Source organism: Streptomyces sp. AC550_RSS872 (assembly GCF_019049285.1).
Classification (GTDB): domain Bacteria; phylum Actinomycetota; class Actinomycetes; order Streptomycetales; family Streptomycetaceae; genus Streptomyces.
The window spans coordinates 1-21,040 of record NZ_JAGMUL010000092.1 but is presented as its reverse complement, the minus strand read 5'-3'; the positions used below and the strand labels follow the sequence as shown (position 1 = coordinate 21,040).

General features: G+C 69.4%; 18 protein-coding genes and 3 pseudogenes. 13 read left to right on the top strand and 8 right to left on the bottom strand.

Annotated features, from left to right (window positions below):
* Positions 1 to 2: 2 nt before the first annotated feature.
* Genes KUM44_RS29780 through KUM44_RS29760 form a run of 5 tightly spaced genes read right to left on the bottom strand, consistent with a single transcriptional unit; the run spans position 3 to position 4,653 of the window.
* On the bottom strand, positions 3 to 929 hold the full coding sequence (locus tag KUM44_RS29780) for a 3,4-dihydroxyphenylacetate 2,3-dioxygenase (protein WP_217212858.1): 927 nt from the start codon (positions 927 to 929) through the stop codon (positions 3 to 5).
* Positions 922 to 2,385, bottom strand: a complete 1,464-nt coding sequence (locus KUM44_RS29775) for an aldehyde dehydrogenase (RefSeq protein WP_217212856.1) — start codon at positions 2,383 to 2,385, stop codon at positions 922 to 924. The genes KUM44_RS29780 and KUM44_RS29775 overlap by 8 nt, the downstream gene beginning before the upstream one ends.
* 35 nt (positions 2,386 to 2,420) lie before the next feature.
* Positions 2,421 to 3,227 carry an acetoacetate decarboxylase family protein gene (locus KUM44_RS29770; RefSeq protein ID WP_217212854.1) on the bottom strand — a complete coding sequence of 269 codons (807 nt, stop codon included), beginning with the start codon at positions 3,225 to 3,227 and terminating at the stop codon, positions 2,421 to 2,423.
* Positions 3,228 to 3,237: 10 nt separating this feature from the next.
* On the bottom strand, positions 3,238 to 4,458 hold the full coding sequence (locus tag KUM44_RS29765; protein WP_217212853.1) for an NAD(P)/FAD-dependent oxidoreductase: 1,221 nt from the start codon (positions 4,456 to 4,458) through the stop codon (positions 3,238 to 3,240).
* Between the two features lie 6 nt (positions 4,459 to 4,464).
* A complete protein-coding gene (locus KUM44_RS29760; protein ID WP_217212851.1) occupies positions 4,465 to 4,653 on the bottom strand; it encodes a ferredoxin in 189 nt (62 codons plus the stop codon).
* 348 nt (positions 4,654 to 5,001) lie between these two features.
* Here KUM44_RS29760 and KUM44_RS29755 point away from each other — a divergent pair, with 348 nt between their 5' ends.
* From KUM44_RS29755 to KUM44_RS47680, 4 genes are all read left to right on the top strand, one after another.
* Positions 5,002 to 6,357 carry a glutamine synthetase family protein gene (locus tag KUM44_RS29755; protein ID WP_217212849.1) on the top strand — a complete coding sequence of 452 codons (1,356 nt, stop codon included), beginning with the start codon at positions 5,002 to 5,004 and terminating at the stop codon, positions 6,355 to 6,357.
* A 36-nt stretch (positions 6,358 to 6,393) separates the two neighbouring features.
* Positions 6,394 to 7,710: a cytochrome P450 gene (locus tag KUM44_RS29750; RefSeq protein ID WP_217212847.1), complete on the top strand. Its 1,317-nt coding sequence runs from the start codon at positions 6,394 to 6,396 to the stop codon at positions 7,708 to 7,710.
* Between the two features lie 340 nt (positions 7,711 to 8,050).
* Positions 8,051 to 8,473 (top strand): GMC family oxidoreductase N-terminal domain-containing protein, encoded by a 423-nt coding sequence (locus KUM44_RS29745; RefSeq protein ID WP_308402761.1) that lies wholly within the window; start codon positions 8,051 to 8,053, stop codon positions 8,471 to 8,473.
* The gene (locus KUM44_RS47680; RefSeq protein ID WP_374202087.1) at positions 8,388 to 8,771 is read left to right on the top strand and encodes a transposase; all 384 of its coding nucleotides are present in this window, start codon (positions 8,388 to 8,390) and stop codon (positions 8,769 to 8,771) included. The genes KUM44_RS29745 and KUM44_RS47680 overlap by 86 nt, the downstream gene beginning before the upstream one ends.
* Before the next feature lie 81 nt (positions 8,772 to 8,852).
* On the opposite strand, the gene KUM44_RS29735 is transcribed toward KUM44_RS47680, so the two are convergent.
* Entirely contained in the window at positions 8,853 to 9,389 is a 537-nt protein-coding gene (locus KUM44_RS29735; protein ID WP_217212841.1) for a hypothetical protein, read from the bottom strand.
* Positions 9,390 to 9,534: 145 nt separating this feature from the next.
* On the opposite strand from KUM44_RS29735, the gene KUM44_RS29730 reads away from it, so the two are divergent.
* Positions 9,535 to 9,768, top strand: coding sequence for a hypothetical protein (locus KUM44_RS29730; protein WP_217212840.1), 234 nt, complete (start codon positions 9,535 to 9,537; stop codon positions 9,766 to 9,768).
* 203 nt (positions 9,769 to 9,971) lie between these two features.
* On the opposite strand, the pseudogene KUM44_RS29725 reads toward KUM44_RS29730, so the two are convergent.
* Positions 9,972 to 12,104: pseudogene (locus tag KUM44_RS29725) on the bottom strand (Helicase associated domain protein); the annotation flags it as partial.
* Positions 12,105 to 12,376: 272 nt separating this feature from the next.
* On the opposite strand from KUM44_RS29725, the gene KUM44_RS29720 reads away from it, so the two are divergent.
* The 6 genes from KUM44_RS29720 (at position 12,377) to KUM44_RS29695 (ending at position 17,250) form a co-directional block, all read left to right on the top strand.
* Complete coding sequence (locus KUM44_RS29720) at positions 12,377 to 12,703, top strand: helix-turn-helix domain-containing protein (protein ID WP_217212838.1); 327 nt, start codon at positions 12,377 to 12,379, stop codon at positions 12,701 to 12,703.
* Positions 12,690 to 13,208: an ImmA/IrrE family metallo-endopeptidase gene (locus tag KUM44_RS29715; protein ID WP_217178957.1), complete on the top strand. Its 519-nt coding sequence runs from the start codon at positions 12,690 to 12,692 to the stop codon at positions 13,206 to 13,208. The genes KUM44_RS29720 and KUM44_RS29715 overlap by 14 nt, the downstream gene beginning before the upstream one ends.
* A 386-nt stretch (positions 13,209 to 13,594) precedes the next feature.
* Positions 13,595 to 13,858 carry a hypothetical protein gene (locus KUM44_RS29710; protein ID WP_194038078.1) on the top strand — a complete coding sequence of 88 codons (264 nt, stop codon included), beginning with the start codon at positions 13,595 to 13,597 and terminating at the stop codon, positions 13,856 to 13,858.
* A complete protein-coding gene (locus KUM44_RS29705) occupies positions 13,855 to 14,226 on the top strand; it encodes a hypothetical protein (protein ID WP_217212836.1) in 372 nt (123 codons plus the stop codon). Before KUM44_RS29710 ends, KUM44_RS29705 begins: the two co-directional genes overlap by 4 nt.
* On the top strand, positions 14,223 to 15,716 hold the full coding sequence (locus KUM44_RS29700) for a ThiF family adenylyltransferase (RefSeq protein ID WP_217212834.1): 1,494 nt from the start codon (positions 14,223 to 14,225) through the stop codon (positions 15,714 to 15,716). The genes KUM44_RS29705 and KUM44_RS29700 overlap by 4 nt, the downstream gene beginning before the upstream one ends.
* Before the next feature lie 274 nt (positions 15,717 to 15,990).
* Positions 15,991 to 17,250 (top strand): S9 family peptidase, encoded by a 1,260-nt coding sequence (locus tag KUM44_RS29695; protein ID WP_254390300.1) that lies wholly within the window; start codon positions 15,991 to 15,993, stop codon positions 17,248 to 17,250.
* 219 nt (positions 17,251 to 17,469) lie between these two features.
* On the opposite strand, the gene KUM44_RS29690 is transcribed toward KUM44_RS29695, so the two are convergent.
* Positions 17,470 to 18,162: a VOC family protein gene (locus tag KUM44_RS29690; protein ID WP_217212832.1), complete on the bottom strand. Its 693-nt coding sequence runs from the start codon at positions 18,160 to 18,162 to the stop codon at positions 17,470 to 17,472.
* A 696-nt stretch (positions 18,163 to 18,858) separates the two neighbouring features.
* Between KUM44_RS29690 and istA the strand changes: the two are divergent.
* Positions 18,859 to 20,514: pseudogene (istA, locus tag KUM44_RS29685) on the top strand (IS21 family transposase).
* Positions 20,508 to 20,978, top strand: a pseudogene (locus KUM44_RS29680) (ATP-binding protein); the annotation flags it as partial. The pseudogenes istA and KUM44_RS29680, both read left to right, overlap by 7 nt.
* Positions 20,979 to 21,040: the final 62 nt, after the last annotated feature.

Here is a 21,040-nt window from a genome sequence, read left to right as displayed (position 1 = left end):
TCCTAGACGCGGGAGTGGGGGTTGTGCGGGGTGGGCAGGCCGGTGCCGGTCCAGCCGTCGGCCGGGCGGTCGAACCAGAGGTGGACCTGGCCGGTGCCGATGGAGTTCTCGTACTCGCCGTACTGGCGGGCCTTGGCCACGCAGGCCTGTTCGCCGAGGGCGCCGGCCATCATCAGGTAGTGGAAGAACTTGGCCTCCGGCTTGTACTTCCAGAAGGCGTCCATGGTGTCGAGGACCTTGTCGTGACGGCCCTCCTTGAACCAGGCGATCCGCTCGTAGTCGGCCTCGCGCGCTTCCGGGGTGAAGATGTGCGCCGGGTCGCCGGCCTCGTGGTCGCGCAGTTCGCGCAGGGGCCAGAAGGTGTGCGAGAGCGCGCCGGAGGCGATGAGCAGGACCCGGCGTCCCGGCGTGGCGGCGATGCCGTCGGCGAGCGCCCGGCCGAGGCGCAGGTGGTCCTCCATGTCGCCGGTCTGGCAGACGCCGATGGTCACCCACCGCTTGTCCGGGAGGCCCTCGCCGAGAAACTTCCAGAGGTTGATCGTGGCGTAGTAGATCGGCAGGTACTCGTCGTCGATCGCGGTGATCCAGGTGCCGTGCTTGTCGGCGAACTTCTCGATGTTGTGGGCGAGTTCGGGGTCGCCGGGGAAGTCGTACGGCATCCGGCACATGCCGCGCGGCAGCTCCTCGGAGGTGAAGAGGCCGGCCCGGCGCGCTTGCGCGGTGACAACGAACTCGACGGTGGTCGCCCAGTGGGAGTCCAGGACGACGACGGTGTCGTAGTCGTCGCGCTCGAAGACGTCCCGGCGAAGCTCCTGGAGCCCGGTGACGAGGGTGATCTCCTTGCCCTCGTTCAGCTCCAGGCGAACCTCCTCCGGGAGCACGATGGTGGGCACATGGGCGAGGAGCCCCGCCCCGACGATCTCACCCATGGTCCTTCCAGCCCTTCGGTGCGGTGACGGTGTTCTTGATGTCGCAGTAGAAGTCGAAGCTCCAGGTGCCGCCCTCGCGGCCGACACCGGAGTGGCGGGAGCCGCCGAAGGGGGCCTGCAGGTCGCGTACGAAGAAGCAGTTGACCCACACGGTGCCCGCGACGAGGCGCGCGGTGACGCGTTCGGCGCGCTCGGGGTCGCCGGTGGCCAGGGTGGCGGCCAGCCCGAAGCGGGTGTCGTTGGCGAGCCGTACGGCTTCTTCCTCGGTGGTGAAGGTCTGGAGGGTCAGGACCGGCCCGAAGACCTCTTCCTGCACGATCTCCGAGTCCTGGGCGACATCGGTGAGCAGGGTGGGCGCGTAGTACTGCCCGTCCTTGCGATGCCCGCCGATGACGGCGCGCGCTCCGGCGGCCAGGGCCCGCTGCACGAAGCCGTCGATCTTGTCCAGCTGGTTCGGGTGGATGTTCGGCCCGATGTCCGTGGCCTCGTCGCGCGGGTCACCCTGCACGAGAGTGGCGGCCTTCTGGACGAACCGCCGGGTGAACTCCTCGGCGACCGACTCCTCGACGAGGAACCGGGTGGCCGCGAGGCAGACCTGCCCCGCGTTGTCGTACTGCTCCACCGCGAGGTCGACCGCGAGGTCCAGGTCGGCGTCGGCGAACACCAGCAGCGGGGACTTGCCGCCGAGTTCGAGGCTGAGCGGGGTGAGGTTCCCCGACGCCGACTCGCTGATCCGCTTGGCCGTGGGCACGGACCCGGTGAAGCTGATCCGGCGCACGTCCGGGTGGGAGGTGAGGGCGTCGCCGATCTCGGAGCCGTAGCCCTGCACGACGTTCAGGACACCGGCGGGGAGCCCGGCCTCGGCGGCGATGTCGGCGAGGAGGGAGGCGGTGAGCGGGGTCCACTCGGCGGGCTTGAGCACGACGGTGTTGCCGGCGGCGAGCGCCGGGGCGACCTTCCAGGTGGACAGCATCAGCGGCGCGTTCCACGGGGTGATCAGCACGCTCGGACCCGCCGGGTCCCAGCTGACGTGGTTCGTGTGCCCGCGCGTGTCGAAGTCCTCGTGTTCCAGCTGTAGCAGCCAGTCCGCGAAGAACCGGAAGTTGTGCGCGACCCGGGGCATCACACCGCGCCGGTGCGAGCGCAGCAGCGCCCCGTTGTCGGTGGTCTCGACGATCGCGAGCTCTTCGAGTCGCTTCTCCACGCCGTCGGCGATGGCGTGCAGGACGCGGGCGCGCTCGGCGCGGGGGGTGGCGGCCCAGCCGGGGAAGGCGGCTTTCGCGGCGGCCACCGCGGCCGCGGCCTCCGTCGCGGTGCCCCGCGAGATCTCGCCGAGGACGCTGCCGTCGATCGGCGAGACGTCGGTGAACGTCTCGGTGGAGGCGACGCGTTCGCCGCCGATCCAGTGCCGGGTGTCGATGGCGACCCCGGCCACCGTGAGGGTGTGTTCGGTCATGTCCGGTTCTCCAAGTCCTGCGATGCGTAAGGGGGTTACTCGGCGCCGGACGTGCCGGACTCCAGCAGCCGCCCGCCGTCCCAGACGACACCGACCTGGCGGTAGTACGCGGCGATCGGCTCGCGGATCTCCAGGCGGGCCAGCTCCTCGGTGGGCGCCTCGAACAGCTCCAGCTCGGCGTCACCGACCCACGCCTGACCGCCCTCGAAAGAGGCCGCGCCGGACTCGATCAGCTCGTCGAGGGCGAGCCCCTTGCCCTTCTCGATGGAGGGCAGCCAGCGGTGGTGGGCCATGGGGTGGCCGTTGACGAAACCGTTGGTCTCCGACGGCTCCCGCAGGGTGACCACGGCCTGGGCGAGACGCCGGTCCGCGGCGGCCAGGGTCGCGCCGAAGCGGGCACCGGCCTCGATGCGCGGCGCGGGGCCGTACGGGTGCGGGCGGGTCTGGTGGATGGAGCCGAGCTTCTTCGGGTAGCCCTGGTGCAGTCCGCGGGCGATGGCGAAGTCCTTGTCGACCCAGATGTAGACGCAGCGGGTGTAGGTCTGCCCCTTGTACTTGCAGCGGACGACCGCGAAGGCCTCCTTGTACTGGGCGAGCACGGGGTCGAGGAGCTCGTCCCCGGAGGCGGAGCAGGACTGCCAGTCGGCCCAGATCAGCGCGACCGCGCCCGGGTCCTCGTCGGCCGGCTCCAGGGGCTCGGGGAGCAGTTCGCGCACCCGGGCGGGGTCCGTGCGGTACTCGATAGTGAGCAGGTCGCCGGAGTAGCGCCACGGCGGGGAGGGGATCAGCGACGAGGCACCGCTCGCCGTCTTGGGGTGGAAGTAGCCACGGACAGCAGACACGACGGGTTCCTTACGGGGTGAGAGCGGGCTGCTTCAGCAGCTGGGAGCGGTAACGGGCGGCGCCCATGGCGGCGGCCTGACCGCCGAGCGCGACAACACCCACCAGCTGACCGCCGGTGTGGTAGCCGACCAGGACGTCACCCTCGGGGTCGCCACCCAGGATCCGTACGTCGTCCTTGCCGAGCGCCGGGGCGCCGAAGGACTGCAGTCGGAACTCGTGCTGGTCGCTCCAGAAGGTGGGCAGTGGCGCGAAGGGCGCGAGCTCGGCGCCCGCGCCGTTGAGGTGGGCGACGAGGGCCTTCGCGGCGTGCTTGGCGGTGTCGGTGGGGATCGACCAGTGCTCGACCCGGCGGGGCGCACCGTCGTAGCGGGCGTTGGGGAAGCGGGCCACGTCACCGACCGCGATCACGTCCGGCCGTCCGCCGACCCGCAGCTGTTCGTCGGTGAGCACACCGTCGGAGAGGTCGAGTCCGTTCCCTTCCAGCCACTCGACGTTGGCGACGGAGCCGACCGACTCCACCACCACGTCGGCGGCAAGGACGGTGCCGTCGCTCAGGACGACCCCGGTCACACGGTCCTCGCCCTCGAACCCGGCGACACCGGTACCGAGCGCGAAGCGCACTCCGCGCTCCTCGTGCCGCCTGAGCAGTGCCTCGCCGAGCAGCTCGCCGAGCGGTCCGACCATGGGCAGCGGCAGCGGATCGACGACGGTCACCTCCCGGACACCGAGTCCTACGGCGGTGGCGGCCACCTCGCAGCCGATGAACCCGCCGCCGACCACGACCACGCGCACACCGGGCCGGGTCAGCTCGTCCCGCAGGCCCTGCGCGTCGGCGAGGGTGCGGACGGTGTGGCGGCCGGCGAGCGGCCCGGGGCAGCGCAGGCGCCGGGGGCGCATGCCGGTGGCGACGACCAGTCCGTCGTACGCCAGAGCGGTGCCGTCATCGAGTTCGACTATCCGTTCGTCGAGGCGCGCGGCGACGACCTTGGTGCCCAGTCGCCACTCCACGTCCGCGGCGGCCGCCTTGGGTGTGAAGGCCAACGACTCGAAGGGGGCCTTACCGGCGAGGACCTCCTTGGACAGCGGTGGCCGGTTGTACGGCATGTGGGGCTCGTCGCCGATCACCGTGATCGCCCCGGTCCAGCCCGCCGCGCGGAGCTGCTCGGCGGTGCGCAGGCCGCCCATCGAGGCGCCCGCGACGACGACGCGCCCGGTCGTGGTTGCGGTCATGAGGGTTCAGCCCTCGATCCGGATGGCCTGGAGCGGACAGACGTCCGCGGCTTCCTCGACCTCGTCGCGCAGCGCCTCGTCGGGGTCGGAGACGTAGACCAGGTGGCCGGCGTCGTCCATGGAGAAGACATCGGGGGCGGCGAAGACGCACTGGCCGTGGTCCTGGCACTTGTTCATGTCGACGACGACCTTCATGGCGGTCCTCCTGAGGGTGAGGGCGTCGGTGCAGGGGGGTGAGGGGGACCGGACCGGGTGTGGCCGGCCCCCCGGCCAAAGGGGAACGGAAAACCGGACCCCCAACTCGTTTGGCTTCAAACAAGGTAGGCAGCCACTTCTCTCTGGTCAATAGCTGTCCACTTGGATAAATTTAATCGACGATCCCCTTGCGGGTTCGCAATCCCCCTCCGTACCGTTCGGGGTCAAACGAGTAGCTCCGGGTAATCCCGCCTCCCCGCACCCCGGCGCCCGTCTTCCGTACGCCACCCATCCCCACAGCCCCCGAGGGCGCGGGGATGTCCCCACCATCCGCCCAAGGAGACACCGGTGAGCGCATCCGACATCCCAGACATCCGCCGGCACGCCGAGCGCCTCGCCGCCGAGGGCGTCGACGTGGTCCGGGTGATCTACCCCGACCTCATCGGCACCGACCGCGCCCGGGACGTCCTGCTGGACCACCTGCCCTCGGCCGTCGAGCACGGCCTGGCCTTCTGCCGCGCGGTGTACCACACCACGCCCCAGGGGGACGTGGTCCCGGTCGCGGGCGGTCTGGACGCCGGCCTGCCCGACGTGTCAGTACGGCCCGACCTGTCCACGGCGGCCGTACTGCCCTGGGAGCCGGGTGTCGCCACCGTTCTGGGCGAGGTCACCGACCCCGCCACCGGGTCCCCCGCCCCCGAGTCGCCGCGTGACCTGCTGCGCACGGTCCTTGCCCGATGTTCCGAGCAGGGCCTGCACCCCGTCGTCGGCCCCGAGCTGGAGTACTTCCTGCTGGAGCCCGCCCCCGGCACCGCCACCGGCTGGCGCCGCTCACCCGAGGTCACCGGCGCCGTCTACACCGCAGGTCTGCGCGCCGACCCCGAGAACCACCTGCTGCGCACCCTGCGCTCACTGCGCGACCTGGGTCTCGGCGTCGTCACGGGAAACCACGAGTTCGACGGCGGCCAGTACGAGATCAACCTGACCCACTCCGAGGCCCTCGACGCCGCCGACCGCGCCTTCCGCTTCAAGGCCGCGGTGAAGGAACTGGCCCGCAGGGAAGGCAACCTCGCCACCTTCATGGCCAAACCCTTCGGCGACGCCGGCGGTTCCGGATTCCACCTCCACCTGTCCTTCGAGGGCGCCGACGGCCGTAACGCCTTCGACGACCCGGCCGGCGCCTACGGCCTGTCGGCCACTGGCCGGCACGCCCTCGCCGGGGTCCTCGCCCACGCGCCCGCACTGGCGGCGCTGGCCAACCCGACGGTCAACTCGTACAAGCGCTTCGGCCCGGACACTCTCGCCCCGTGGCTGATCGACTGGGGGCTCGACAACCGCAGCGCCATGGTCCGCATCCCGCCGGAGCGCGGCTCGGGCGCCCGTCTGGAGCTGCGGCTCGGCGACGCAAGCGCCAACCCGTACCTGCTGATCGCGGGCACGCTCGCCGCTGCCCTGCTCGGCGTCGAGGCCGGCGAGGAGCCGCCGACCTCGCTGGAAGGCTACGGCTACGACACCGCCCGCTCCGCCCTCCTGCCGCAGAACCTGCCGGCCGCCCTGGACGCGCTGGAGGCGGACACCGCCCTCATCGATGTCCTCGGCAAGGACTTCACCACCTCCTTCCTCACCTACAAGCGGGACGAGGTCGAGCGCTTCGGCCGGCACGTCACCGACTGGGAGTTCACCGAGTACGCCTACCACCTGTAACCCCCCCCGAAGCCCCCGCCCAGGAGACCCACCACCATGACCAGCCCCACCGTTCCCGCCACCCCCGCCACCGCGGCCGAGCTGCGCGAGCGCCTCGCCGAGCCCCTTGTGCTGAGCGACGTCGACCTCGCCGACCTCGACAACTACACCGACCCCGTCAAGCCCTGGCGGATGTTCCACACGCTGCGCCACGAGGACCCGGTGCACTGGACCCCCGAGGACGCCCCCAACTCCGGTTTCTGGGCCGTCACCCGGCACGCCGACATCGCCACCGTCGACCGGGACCCGGAGACTTTCACTTCCACGAAGTTCGTCAACCTCGAAGAGCTGGACGACGACCAGATCAAGAAGCGCGCCTCGATCCTGGAGATGGACGGCGTGCGCCACCGCGCCCTGCGCAGCGTCATCCAGCGCCAGTTCGGCGCGAACGTCATCAACGGCTACAGCGACTTCCTGCGCGGCCTGACCGCGCAGACCCTGGACGCGGCCCTGCCCAAGGGCACCTTCGACTTCGTCAACGAGGTCTCCGCCGACTTCCCCATCAACGTCCTCGCCCGCCTCCTTGACGTGCCGCCGGAGGACAACCAGCAGCTCATCGACTGGGGCAACCGCATGGTCGGCAACACCGACCCCGACTACGCGGACGTCCTGCTGGAGAGTGCGGAGAGTGAGAAATACAAGGACCTGCCCTTCCGCTCCCCGGCGGCCCTGGAGGTCTTCGAGTACGGCCGCGAGCTGGCCCGGCAGCGCCGGGGCAAGAACGGCGACGACATCGTCTCCAAGCTGGTCAATACCACTCCGCGCGACGGCGTGCCGCTCTCGCCGCAGGACTTCGACAACTACTTCCTGCTGCTGGTGGTGGCCGGCAACGAGACCACCCGGCACACCATGTCCCACGCCATGCTGGCCCTCCTGCAGCACCCCGAGCAGCTCGCCCGGCTGAAGGACGACCCGTCCCTGATCCCGTCGGCGGTGGAGGAGTTTCTGCGCTGGGCCTCGCCGGTCTACCACTTCCGCCGCACCGCGACCCGCGACGTCGAACTCGGCGGCAAGAACATCAAGGAAGGCGACAAGGTCGTCATGTGGTTCGCCTCCGGCAACCGCGACGAGGAGGTCTTCGGCAACCCGTACGACTTCGACGTCGCCCGCACCAACAACGACCACGTCACCTTCGGCAAGGGCAGCCCCCACCTGTGCCTGGGCAACCTGCTCGCCCGCACCGAGATCCGGATCATGTTCGAGGAGCTGATCCCCCGGATCGCCGACATCCGCCTGGCCGGCGACGTGCCCCGGGTCCGCTCCAACTTCGTCAACGGCATCAAGCACCTGCCCGTCGAGGTCACCCTCGCCTGACGGCCCCCCCATGAGCGCTGCCGCGTCCCACGGCCTCGGGACGCGGCAGCTCCGTTCTCACCGGGGCCGGTCTCGGCGTTCGCGGCGCCCGCGGCTTTGGCCGGCTCCCTGCGGTGCGCTCGGTGGCGAGTGTCCGTCTACTCGCCGGAGAGCTCCCGCGGTCGGGCGCTCTTACGGTTTCCGTCAAGTGACGACGAGGTCGCGGGACGAGATCGACATGGCGCAGCAGCAACGTACCTGTGCAAGCGGTCCGAGGACCACGTCGACGGCGAGAGCGCCTGGCACGGCAAGGGCGGAGCTGCCGCTCAGCCGGATCGCCGGTCCCCACCCCACCGCCGCCGTGTTCGTCGAGGCGGCCGTCGCGCTCGGGCACAAGCTGATCGACGACTTCAACGGCGAGCGGATGACCGGCGTCGGATTCAACCACGCCACGATCCGCGACGTTCGCCCGATGAACGCGTGGCAGAGTTACGTCGCCCCGGCGCTGGACAACCCGGCGCTGACTGTGCCCGCGGGCGCCCGCATGCACCGGGTCCTGCTGGAGGACGGCCGCGCGGTCGGCGTGGAGTACGCCGCCAACGGCGCCCTGCAGGCGTTCGCCGCCGAGATCGGGGCGCCGCTGCCGGCTCGGGCACAGGAAGGGGCGGGGAGTCTGCCGTTGAACGGACTCCGAGTCACTGTGGATTCCCTATATACGTCCGTTTCGCAGGTCGGAACGGTTTCCAGCGGCGGACAGCCAGTGGCTTCGACGCGGACAAGTTGATCAACAGGCGCCAGCCGCATGTCGTGGTGTCGACACACTCGGTCTGCTGCTGGGGGCGATGGTCACCGCCGCTGACACTGGCGACCGCGCAGCCGCACAGGTCCTGCTGGAGCAGATGACTGGCGCGCACCACGAGCTGGCCCTGGTCTGGGCTGATGGCGGCCACACCGGCAGCCTCGTCGGGTACTGCCTGGCCACGCTCGGCCTGGTCCTGGCGATCGTCAAGTGCAGCGACGACCGGAAGGGGTTCGTGGTGCTGCCCAAGCGGTGGATCGTCGAGCACCTCTTCGCCCGCTGATGCGCACCCGCCGCCTGACCCACGACTTCGAGCGCTGTACCACCAGCGTCGAGGCGATGATCTACTGGCCGCTGATCCTGCTCATCCCCCGCCGCCTGGGCCACTTACGCCCGCAGCCAGCGTGAACCGGCCCGGCGCGGGCTCGGCCAGCCAGCCCCGGGCGACCAGGCGTTTCATCTTCGACCGCAGTGCCTCCACCCGCGCCGGCACCACGTCCATGCCGAACGCCGCGGCCATCTCCTGGCAGCTCAGCGGCCCTTGATGGAGCCGGGCCCGGTCCGCGAGCACCTTGAGGATGTGCTGGTAGTCCACCGACAGCACCGACCATGCCAGCCCCTGGCGCCACACCGGCACCTGCGCCTTCGGCTTCGCCGCATCCCGAGGCGCTGGCTTCGTGTCCGCGTCCCGCGGATCCGGGGTGATCGCCGAGTCCGCAGCGCTGCCGCCCTCCGGAGCCAGCACCGTGTCGACCCGCCTGCGGGCTATCACCCATTCCTGCCATTCCAGCTCGGCTGTGGCCAACTCGGCCTGGATGCGGTCAGCCTCCTTACGCAACCCGTCAACTCGACGACGGGCAGCCAGCTCGTGCTGTTCCAGCAGTCCGACCACCGACGGCACCGCGACCTCCCGGAGAACGACAACCCGACAGGCCACCACTCCCACCGAACCACAGACCCCATGCCCAACCAGCAGAAACACAGCCATCACGTCCGGAAAGACAACAGCTTCTTAGGGTGCGGCATCGACGGCCGTTGATCAGATCATGCTGAAGCGAAACATCCTCACCACTGCCCTACTCTCTGCCGGCGCAGCCATCCTGGCCACTGCACCGGCACACGCAGGACTCCTCGACGGAACCCTCGACAATGCCCACATCATCGACCAGCTCTCAGCGCTGAACACGAACATCAACAGCGACCCGCAGACCACCGAGAACAACAACGCCAACACCCGCGCCGACGGCAAACTGACCAATGCCATCGGCCAGCATCAGTAAGGCGCGCATCCCAACTGCCCTCCCCAGTCTCCCTGCCGGACAGACCGGAGATTGAGACACGACGAGAAGACGGCCTCGCACCCGGCGGTTGCCGCACCACGACCGCCTTCGATGGCACGCTCTACATGCGATGACACAGAACACCGGAGCCACTGGCGCCATTGACCGCTGCTATTCAGACGTCCACACCCCCGGCACGCCCGTCATCCACGGCCAGGCTGTGCAGCCCAGGTATAGCCCAGCTCGGCGAGGGCGGCCCGCTGTGTCGAATCCAGCCGGTCACGCCTGGCTTTCTGGTTGCTCAGAAACACACCCAGCTTGATCACCGTGCCGTCCGGCAGCTCTTCAAGGTGCGCCCTTCCCACCACGGTTTTGCCTTCGCGTGCGATGTACTGGGCCAGGGCGGCCAGCCCCCGCGGGAAACCCGCTGACGCCTTTCCCGCCGCCTTCCCCCCTGTCACCGGTGCAGACTGCTCAGAGGGCTTGACGCCGAGCCTGGACAGTCGTTCCTGCTGCTCGGTCGACAGTTGCGCCCAGGTGCCCGGATTCTTCTGCCGCTGGAGCCACTTGCCCAGGTCATCACCTTCGAAGAGCACCCCCGGTGCGATGTCGGGTAGGTGGCCGTCGGCGTCGACGAGGTCGGCGAGGACGCGGTGGTGGCGTTGCAAGTCCAGCGGCCAGGGGCAGTTCCAGTCCGGGTCGATCGCGGTCAGCTGCTGCGCGCGCGCCGCGGCCCGCTTCGGGTCCTTGCCCAGGCCGTTCTTCGTGCCCTTGCGCCGGAGGTTGGCCATGTGCTGCCCGACCGGCACCATCGCCTCGCCCTCGCCCCAGACCGCGTCCTGGCGCGGGGCGAGGTGCCCGGTGGCCCGCCGGTACGAGCGCAGCGCGGCCAGCTTGCCCTCCCACGCTTCCTCGCCGGGCTCCCACACCATCCCGGCCTCGGGCGCGTCGAGCAGCTCCTTGCGGTGCGGGTCGAGTTCGCCGGCCCGCAGCGCCTTCCTCTGCTGATGCACCCACCGCCCGAGGGGGAAGTCCTTGGTGACGCCGACCTGGACCTCGGTGTCGTAGGGGACGGCGTAGAGGCCGCTGATCTTGTTTTCCGCTCGCCAGCGGATGAGGGCTTGGTAGCCCTCCAGCCACACCAGGCTCTCCGGCCGGTACACCCGCGTGCGCAAGAAAGCCGCGATGGTTGCCGCGTCCCTGGGAGAGGAGAAGTGCAGCAGCGCCGACTCGACCGCACCATCGGTGTTGCCCTGCTCCTGGCCCTCGCCCACCTCGCCGCCGGCCCCGACGATCCGCCCGTCCTCGTCGCGCCGGATGTGGACCTTGCGCTTGCCGCTGGTGAGGGCGCGGGAGGCGAGCTGCTCGACGAGTCGTTCATCATGCGAGCGCAGGCCCTGGAGCACCGCCACAAGGGGGCGGAATGAAGCGCTGGCGACCATGTCGGTCGGGTCCTCGCCGGGCTCCAGGAAGACTGGCACGATGATGCGGGCGATCTTCGTGCTGCCGTCGCGGTTGAGCCTGAGGGCGCGGCCGATGTTCTGGACGATCTCGACCTGGGAGCCGCGGGTGTCCGCGAAGCACACGGCCTCGACTCCTCGTTCGCCGGTGATTTCCACGCCTTCCCCGAGGACGCGAACGCTCGCGAGGAACGCCCTGTGTACGCGCCGGTTGTTGGCGTCGATGCCGTTTGCGAACTGGCGCAGGACCTCGCGTCGTTCGGTGACGAGGTGGTCGCCGCATAGCCATGCCGACCAGACGCGGTCCGGGGGTACGTGGCGGCCGGCTTCCAGCTCGTAGAACTCCGCGTCGATCGACGACGCGGGTAGCTTCTCCGCCTTCGCCAGGTCCTCATCCGAGGCGTCGTTGACGTACAGCTCGGCAGCGGTCTCCGGCAGCCTCTCCGCGAACGCGGCGGCTTCCTCGACCTTCTGGTGGAAGGTCATGACGGTACGCAGGTTGTGCGCGGCGGCGTGCTCCAGGAGCGCGGTCTGCAGGAGGGCCAGGCGCCGGCCCCGCTGCGCTTCCTCCGACTCACCGAGGACCGGGGAGGGGTCGCGGATTTCCAGCACGTCGATCTCGAACCCGGCGAGGATGCCCCGCTCGATCGCCTCGCTCAGCCCGAGCTCGGCAAGCCACGGCCCGTAGGTCGCCGAGTCCTGGCCCATCGACGCGATCTCCAGCTCTTGGCCAGCCGCGCCCTTCTGCGGGCGGGGTGAGGTGAGGATGCGCGGCGTCGTGGTGAGGTAGAGCCGGAAGTCCGCAGGGATGCGGGCGTTGTCGTGGATCGCGGCCCAGGGTCGGCCAAGATCACCGGCGGTTCCGTGGGCTTCGTCCGTTTTACCGACTGAAGTCGTGTGAGAAATGCTGCTGAGCTGGTGTTTCTGGTGTCGTGCATGCTCGCGACGTCGGGTGCCTTCCTGGGGGAGTGGTCTTCGAGTGCGGTGCCGTCCGCGTATGGGCGGCCTTGGGGTCGGCGCCGGCAGTGCGGCGCCTGCCGTAGGCGGTGATGCCGTTGACTGGGCGGTTGTCGTGGAGCCCCCGTGGTGGTCTTGGTGAGGGTGGACTAAGTTGGAATGACAGTGTGGCTGTCAATGCGGGGAGTGGCGTGGACGATGTCGAGCGGGATTTCAATGCCGAGATTGGCCGGCGGGTGCGCGCGGCGAGGGTGCGTGCGAAGTTGACGCAGGAGTTGCTGGCCCGGAAGGCGGGACTGACACGTGGGTCGGTCACGAACATTGAGTCCGGCGCGCAGGCTCCTCCGCTGTACCGGTTGGTGCGCCTTGCGTCAGCACTCGGGGTGGAGCCGGCCGACCTGCTGCCGGGGCTGCAGGAGCCCGGCCAGGTAAACGGGTTGCCGGACTATCTTGCGGACGCGGTGGCGTCTGTGGCGTCGGAAGCCTTTGAACGGAGGGTGCGCGATGGCCAGGTCTGACGCGGCGGCCAAGGCGCTGTTGACGCAGTTCGGCATCCACGAGGCGCCTATCGACCCGGTGCTGATCGCGGAAAAGCTGGGTGTGCTTGTTGTACCGCAGGACATGCCGGACGACGTCTCCGGCATGCTGCTGCGCCGGGGAGATGAGCAGGTCATCGGTGTGAACCAGAAGCATCACGAGAACCGACGGCGTTTTACGGTGGCTCATGAGCTTGGGCACTTGCGGCTGCATCGCGGTCGGCCGCTGATCCTCGACACCGATACCCGCGTCAACTTCCGTGACACGGTCTCGAGCATGGCCACGGACCGTGAGGAGATGGAAGCAAACCGTTTCGCTGCGGCCCTGCTGGCTCCTGAGTCCATGGTGCGTCGGGCAGCGCGCGAGGCCGAGTTCCGTACGGCCCAGCAGTTGGTGCACCTCATGGCCGGGCGCTTTGAGATGAGCGAAATGGCCATGAGCTACCGACTGATCAATCTCGGCATCCTTGCTGGTCCCACGGCGTAAGCCGCCCTGAGTCGTCGAAGGCCGCTCGGTCCGCCGGGCGGCTTTCTTGTGTCAACATACGACAGCGAAACTGTCACTCAAAAAATGTTGCCGATGTAGGGCTGTGCGTGCTGTCCTGGGTGTGTTGGCAGGGGCCGCTGTGGTCTCTGGGGACAGGAGGTGCGTCATGCCCGGCAAGGCCAGTAAGGCGAGTGGGTCTGGTGGGAAGCGTGGTCGGAGCGCGGTCACGGGTCGGTTCGTGAAGCAGTCGACGGTGCGCAGGCACCCGTCGACGACGGTGAACGAGCGCGCGTCGCGCGGCTCGAAGAAGAGCGAGTAGGCGCGCTTCGAGCCCGCCTTTCGCATATCCCGGCCCGCTGCGGCGGGTCGGGGGAGAGGTGGTCGTCATGACGACGGCAGACATTCAGCAGCAGGAGACCGGCGGTAAGCCGGTGACGGTCACGGTGGACGGTGAGCCGGTGGAGGTGCCGAAGCGTACGACGCCGAACGCGGTCCTGGGCCTGGCCGGTATCGACGCGGCCACGCACTACCTGGTTCGGATCACCGGGCGGCATCAGCACTCGTTCGCCGACCGCGGGGAGGAGGAGATAACTGTGCACGAGCGGGAGACGTTCGTGTCGGTCTCCACCGGCCCGACCCCGACCGCATGACCGCGGTGATGCCGGAGGCGGGGCCCGCGGGAATGCTCGCGGGCCTGCGCCGCGCCGGCTACACGGTGGAGCAGGCCGGCAACTTCGCCGTCTTCGACTACCTCATCGAGGTCGGCCCGCAGGCCGGGACGACGGTACGCATCGGTCTGGAACTGGTGCCGGACTGGCCGCTGTCGGCCCCGCACGGCCCGCACATCAGCCCGCGCCTGGGACATCCGCACGGCGCGGTGCACAACTCTCCGCTCGGGCAGGAGTGGGAGCACTGGAGCCGGCCGCCCGCCGACTGGGCGCAGGACCGTACGCTCCGCGGCTATCTGCGGCACCTGCGCACCCTGTTCACGCAGCTGGAGAACGGACCCTCCGCGTGATCACCCGCTTCTCGGTCGCGATGACCAGCGACACCGCCCAGCACCTGACGGATCACCTGCGCCGTGCGGACGGGCAGGAGGACTGCGCCTTCGTGCTGTGGCGGCCGAGCACCGGCACCAGCCGCACCACCGCGCTGCTCACCGGGGTGGTGCTGCCGAGGGAGGGCGAGCGGATCGTGCACGGCACGGTGGACTTCACCAGCGCCTACTTCCTGCGCGCCGCAGCCCTCGCGGCCGAGCACGGCTGCGGGCTCGGCTTCATCCACGCCCACCCAAAGGGTCGCGGATGGCAGCGCCTGAATGCCATCGACCACACGGCCGAGGCGTCCTTCGCGGCGCAGACCAAGGTGATCACCGGACGTCCGCTGGTCGGTCTGACCTTCGCGGGCGCGGATGCCGGATTCGGCGCCCGCATGTGGCAGCAGCAGGCATCCCGCCGCTACGCCCCCACCGAGGCGGAGAGCGTCCGCGTGGTCGGCGGCCGCCTGTCGGTCACCTTCAACAACCGCCTCCTTTCCGCACCGCCGGCCACGAACCGGCAGCTGCGCACCGTCTCCGCCTGGGGACAGACAACCCAGGACGACCTGGCCCGCCTGCACGTCGGTGTCGTCGGATGCGGCAGTGTCGGCATGCTCGCCGTCGAAGCCCTGGCCCGCACCGGCATCCAGCGCCTGAGCCTGTTCGACTTCGACACCGTCGAGGAGGTCAACCTGGACCGGCTCCTGCATGCGACCCTCCGTGACGTACGCCTGCACCGAGCCAAGGCCCGTCTCGCCGCCCGTAGTGCCCGCCGCGCGGCCACCGCCACGAACTTCCGGGCGGCGCCGTACGAGCTGAGCGTGGTCGAGCCGGACGGGTTCGCCGCCGCGGCCGACTGCGACGTGATCTTCTCCTGCGTCGACCGGCCCTGGCCCCGCGCCGTCCTCAACCTCCTCGCCTACGCCCACCTCATCCCCGTCGTCGACGGCGGCATCGCGGTCGACGCCCGCGGCGGACGCCTGCGCGGCGCCGAATGGCGCGCCCACATCGCCGCCCCCGGACGCGCCTGCATGGAATGCCTGGGCCAGTACGACCCCGCCCACGTCCAAGCCGAACGTGACGGCTCCCTCGACGACCCCGCCTACTTCATCGGCCTGCCCGCCGACCATTCGCTGCGCCGCAAGGAGAACGTCTTCGTCTTCTCCGCCAGCGCTGCGGCCGCGCAGCTGAACCAGTTCGTCACCATGACGACCGCGCCGGGCGGGATCGCCGACACCGGCGCCCACCTGTACCACCTGACCACCGCCACCCTCGACCACCATGAGGACGGCTGCGAGACGAGCTGCCCCTACGACGGCATGCTGCGGGCGCTCGGTGACGACGCTCCCGTCACCGTCACGGGAAAGCACCCGGCCGCTGAACAGGCTCGTACTGCTCGTGCCCGTGCGGTACGCCGCTGGCCGCTCCGCGCCCGGCGCGCTATCGACGACCTCCTGCACCGACTCCGCTGAAACCCCCGGCCAGAAGGGCGAATTCCAGAGCTTGTTACAACACCGCCGTGAGTTGATTCCCAGCCGATCGTCTTGCGTGGGCGGGTTGTTGAGTTCCCGCTCGCGGGGCCTCGCACGGTGGTGAGGCTGACCTGGGGCCGACGAGTGGCAGGGAACGTCGTTGGACAGCGACGGCGAGCACCGAACACATCCTCCGGAAAACCCCACACATGTCGGAGGGTTGGCCGGATGGTCGGCGGTGTGGGCGGATACGTACGGTCACGACATGAAGCGAATGAGCAGGATACTGATGGTCTCGACGGTGTCGGTGGCGCTGACGGCGAGCGGCACGACGGCCGTGTTCGCACAGGGAGCGAAGGGACCCCGGGCCGTCGCTGTCGCGCCCGTTGCGGCGGACTTATCGCGGGGCACGCTCGTTTCGGTCGAGCTCCTGCGCACGCTCACGGCCCGCGAGGTCGCGGCCGAGCTGGCTGGGGACAAGGCGGGTGCCTGGGACACCGGCGCCGTCCAGTACGGTCTGGACACCTTCCGGATCGTGTACCGCACAGTTGACCCTCACGGCCGGCCCACAACCGCCAGTGGACTGCTGGCCCTGCCGCAGAGCGGTGAACGGCGGCTGCGGACTGTGTCCTTCACGCACGGCACCGAACTGTTCAAGGGCGACGTCGCCTCGGTCTCGACCAGTGTCTGGGACCAGGCCCCCGCCCTGACCTACGCCTCCGCCGGATTCGCCACTGTGCTCCCCGATTACCTCGGGCTGGGCCTGGGCCCCGGCCCGCACCCCTGGATGGACGTGCCCTCGGAGACGACGGCCGCCCTGGACATGCTGCGCGCGTCCCGCGCCGTTGCGACGGCGAAGGGCCGAGAGCTGCGGCGCGAGGTACTGGTCACCGGCTTCTCCCAGGGCGCGTCGGCGGCACTCGGACTGGCCCGGTCGCTGCAGGAAGGCACCGACGCCTGGTTCCGGCTGCGCGCGGTGGCGCCCATCAGCGGCGCATACGCGTTCCGCGACGCGGAGCTGCCCGCGCTGCTGGCCGGGCGGACGGAGCCGAAGGCCGGCGTCATCTACTCGGCGCTGACCCTTGTCGCCTTCAACCGCCTGCACCACCTGTACGACACACCGGCCCAGGTGTTCCGAGCGCCGTACGACCGCACCATCGAAGGCTTGCTCGATGGCACGCACACGGGCCAGGATGTCGAGGCTGGCACTCCGGACTCCCTTGAAGCACTCCTCACACCCCAGGGCAGGGCGATGCTGGCCCACCCCGCCGGACGGCTGGCCGCGGCCCTGCGGAGCGCCGACGGAGTATGCGCCGACTGGACGCCGCGGGCTCCGATACGGCTCTACTACGCCGATGGCGACGAGCAGGCCGTCACCGCGAACACCGCCCACTGCCATGCTGCCCTGCGCGCCCGCGGCGTCCATGCCCCGCTGGTCGGCCTCGGCGCCCCTGACTACGGCGGCTCCCGCCATCTGGGCTCCCAGCAGGCGGGAACCGCCGCCGTTGTGCGGTGGTTCCAATCCCTGCGGTAGGCGGGCCGGCTACCGGGTGTTCCGCTGCTGGCGTTGGCGATGCCGGGTGGGACGGATCGGTGGGTGGCTCAGCAGCGTGCGTGGGTGCTGGAGCTGTTGGGGTTCGCCTCAAGAGGCACCGCTCCGTGGCCACGAGGTACGACAAACTCGCGGTCCGCTATGAGACGGCCGTCCTCATCGCGGCCATCAACGAGTGGCTGTGACCGCCACGTTGTGTCATCAGCTGTCTCGGCCCTGCCATGTGGTGACGCAGGCTTCGTTCCCCTCCAGGTCGGCAAGCACCCAGAAAGCGGGGGCACGGCTCGCGGACACGAGTAGGCCCCCAGCTGCCAGCGCGGCTTCGATCCGCCGGGGTGCCTCGTCATGCGGAACACTGATGTCGATGTGGATGCGATTGCGCTGCGGACGCGCGCGGTCCATGTGTTGGAACCAGATGGCCGGGCCCTGCCTGACCGGGTCGACGAGCGGGTCCTCCGGTCCCTCGGCGCCCGCCTCATCTGCATAGCCCAAAACTGCCTTCCAGAACGGTCGGATCCCGGCGATGTTCAGGGCATCGATTGCGATCTCCAGAAGCTGGACGGACCGTGGGGCCCCCGTTCCGGGTCCGGGCTCCGGCAGGAACCCGGACTTGTCAGTGATGGCAGAGATCCGACGCGCGAGTTCGACATCCCGGGCAGTAACCGCTGCGTGATCCAGCGACTGCAGAGTGAAGACGGCCAGATCGGGACGGATATCGATACAGAGATGGCGATCGGCATCGTTGCCACACACTGCGACAGCGTCCGCTGCCAAGTTGATCGCTTGAGCCAACGTCCCAACCGGAACCGACGTTTGCAGGGCGCCCAGCAAGTAGCGCCACCCATGCTCCTGGACCGCCTCCGACGCTTCCTGCCGACTCAGTTTCTGCTCCATGACCGCATCCTTGCAGTCCACTGTCAGGACGGGCTGTGGGGATACGAACTCCCGGAGAGCGTCGGCATGTGGCGGTCCTGTTGCCGACGGGCTGAACGGGGTGCAACGGGAGGCGGGGCGGGAGCTAGGGCCGGCGGCGTTACGACTCGATGTCGAGGCCATCTCTCCGGAGTCGATCGGTACGGCGCGCGAGGTCACCCTCCTCTACCCCGGGTCGGGCAGTCGGGCCCGGGGGACAGTTCCATTGGCGGGCCGTTGCTGTGGTCGGCCGACGAGCCTGGCCGATGTGCGCCAAACCGGACCACTACAAGCCGTTCGACGCGTCCGTAGGGCCGGAGCCGGTCGCGATGGTCCCGGTAGTCCAGCTGTATGCACGGGATGCCCGGACTTGTCTTCCCCCCGATGCTGCCTCGTTTGGAGCGCGGGGGCATCGTTGCCGAAAGCCAGTTGAGATGGTGCCTTTGATGGGGAAGGGTCTGTGGTCGTGGAGTTCTTCTGCTACCACCGTGACCGGCCTGGCTCCCTCGCGTTACGCGAGGAGTTGGTGGAGGAGTGGCTTTGTATCTCAGTGCGGGAGCCGTTTCGAGGTGACTGTGGGAGTCACCTTCTGACCGAGTTTGCGATGTCGGTTTGTTTTGACGTCACCGAAGGTCTTGCGGTGGGACGGTGGACTGTGCTTCTGCCGCAGGGGGCCCTATGGGGAAGTCGCAGTCAAAGGTCGATCTGTACGCCGCGATCCGCCGTGACCACCGCGGTGGTATGTCGCAGCGGGCTCTGCAGCGCAAGTACAACGTCACCTGGCGGACGGTCCGGAGGGCCCTGGACGGCCAGTGGCCGGAGCCCCGCAAGCAGCAGCGACGTCGGGAGTCCCGGCTGGATCCCTACAAGCCTCTGATCGACGGGATTCTGCAGGCTGATCTGGACGCGCCAGCCAAGCAACGGCACACTGCCCAGCGGATTTTCGACCGGTTGGTGGACGAGCACGGCGCCGACGACATCTCCTACCCCATGGTCCGCACCTACGTGAAGGACCGGCGGCCGGAGATCCGGCGGGACGCGGGGATCGGCCCGCAGGCGATGTTCGTGCCGCAGACCCATCTGCCCGGAGCGGAAGCGGAGGTCGACTTCGGTGAGGTCCACGTGGTCCTGGCCGGTGAACTGACCCGGCTCTATCTGTTCTCGCTGCGGCTGTCGTATTCCGGCAAGGCAGTGCACAGGGTGTTCGCCACCGCAGGTCAGGAGGCGTTCTTCGAAGGCCACGTGCATGCCTTCCGGGTACTTGGCGGGGTTCCGCGGGCGCACATTCGCTACGACAATCTGCGGGCCGCGGTCGAGCGGGTGCTGGGCTTCTCCCGGGGCCGGGTGGAGACGGACCGCTGGACGGCATTCCGCTCGCACTGGGGCATCGAGCCGTTCTACTGCCGGCCCGGCATCGATGGCGCCCACGAGAAAGGCGGTGTCGAGGGCCAGATCGGCTACTTCCGCCGCAACCACTTCGTCCCCGTCCCCGAAGTGGCCTCGCTCACCGAGCTGAACGCGATGGTCGACCAGTGGGACCAGGACGACGACGGCCGGAGGCTGCGGGGCCGCACCCGTACCGTCGGCGCCTACTTCGCGCAGGAACAGCACCTGCTGCGGCCGTTGCCGACCGAGCCGTTCGAGACGGGACGCTGGTTCACCCCGAGGGTCAACCGCTTCAGCCAGATCAGCGTCCGCGGCAATGCCTAATCGGTGCCGGTTCGTTTCATCGGCCGCCAGCTGAGGGTCCTGCTGCACGCCAACGACCTCATCGTCTACGACGGCCGCACCGTGGTCACCCGGCACGAACGCCTCAGCGGCCGGCACGGCTCCCGCCTGGTCCTGGACCACTACCTGGAGGCCCTGCTGCGCAAGCCAGGAGCCTTTCCCGGATCGACCGCGCTGGAACAGGCCCGCTCCGCAGGCCGCTTCACCCCTGTCCACGACAAGTGGTGGGCCGCGGCGAAGGCCGCCCACGGTGACGCGGCCGGCACCCGCGCGCTGATCGAAGTACTGCTGCTGGCGAGACACATGGACCACGAGCAGGTCGTGGCCGGCCTGGCCGCCGCCTACCGGGCCGGGGCCCTGACCGCCGACGCGGTCGCCTTGGAGGCCCGCAAACTCGCCGAGTCGGACAGTGGGCCGACCTCGCCGGCCCGTCCCGGGACAGAACAGGCGACGAAGGACGAGGGGCCGACCGCATCGGTGACCTTCCTCGCCGACTGGAGGCTGTCCCATCTCCCACCCGACACCCGGCCGCTTCCCTCGGTGGCCCACTACGACCAGCTCCTCAAACGGCCTGGCCGCACGGCCGGCGAGAAAGAAGGATCATGAGTCCACGCAAGCGCGGGCTGACCGAAGAAGCCGCCACCGCCTCCATCGACCAGGCATGCCGCATGCTGCGGCTGCCCACCATCCGCCAGCAGTTCAAGGAACAGGCCGACGGCGCCGCCCGCGAGCAGATGTCTTACCGGGCCTTCCTGGCAGAGCTGCTGATGGCTGAGTGCGACGACCGGGCACGGCGCCGGTCCGAACGACGCATCCGGGCCGCGGCCTTCCCCAGGGAAAAGAGCCTGCCGGCCTTCGACTTCGATGCCAATCCCAACGTCGACCCGGCCACCGTCAATACGCTCGCGACCTGCGAATGGGTCAAGAAAGGCGAACCGCTCTGCCTGATCGGCGACTCCGGCACCGGCAAGTCCCACCTGCTGATCGCGCTGGGCACCGAGGCCGCCATGCAGGGCTTCCGCGTCCGCTACGTGCTAGCTGTATTGATCACGAGCGTTGTTAACACTGCCCGGGCTTGATCATGGCGAAGGCCCCCGTGTGTGGTGGAGGTATCGAATCTTCACCGCACGGA

What these genes read in the sequence shown, in the direction of transcription:
- KUM44_RS29705 (WP_217212836.1), top strand. Translation starts at nt 13,855, where the DNA reads ATGACCGCGGTGATGCCGGAGGCGGGGCCCGCGGGAATGCTCGCGGGC.
- KUM44_RS29690 (WP_217212832.1), bottom strand. Translation starts at nt 18,162, where the DNA reads ATGGAGCAGAAACTGAGTCGGCAGGAAGCGTCGGAGGCGGTCCAGGAG.
- KUM44_RS29775 (WP_217212856.1), bottom strand. Translation starts at nt 2,385, where the DNA reads ATGACCGAACACACCCTCACGGTGGCCGGGGTCGCCATCGACACCCGG.
- KUM44_RS29765 (WP_217212853.1), bottom strand. Translation starts at nt 4,458, where the DNA reads ATGACCGCAACCACGACCGGGCGCGTCGTCGTCGCGGGCGCCTCGATG.
- KUM44_RS29780 (WP_217212858.1), bottom strand. Translation starts at nt 929, where the DNA reads ATGGGTGAGATCGTCGGGGCGGGGCTCCTCGCCCATGTGCCCACCATC.
- KUM44_RS29760 (WP_217212851.1), bottom strand. Translation starts at nt 4,653, where the DNA reads ATGAAGGTCGTCGTCGACATGAACAAGTGCCAGGACCACGGCCAGTGC.
- KUM44_RS29695 (WP_254390300.1), top strand. Translation starts at nt 15,991, where the DNA reads ATGAGCAGGATACTGATGGTCTCGACGGTGTCGGTGGCGCTGACGGCG.
- KUM44_RS29730 (WP_217212840.1), top strand. Translation starts at nt 9,535, where the DNA reads ATGCTGAAGCGAAACATCCTCACCACTGCCCTACTCTCTGCCGGCGCA.
- KUM44_RS29710 (WP_194038078.1), top strand. Translation starts at nt 13,595, where the DNA reads ATGACGACGGCAGACATTCAGCAGCAGGAGACCGGCGGTAAGCCGGTG.
- KUM44_RS29750 (WP_217212847.1), top strand. Translation starts at nt 6,394, where the DNA reads ATGACCAGCCCCACCGTTCCCGCCACCCCCGCCACCGCGGCCGAGCTG.
- KUM44_RS29715 (WP_217178957.1), top strand. Translation starts at nt 12,690, where the DNA reads ATGGCCAGGTCTGACGCGGCGGCCAAGGCGCTGTTGACGCAGTTCGGC.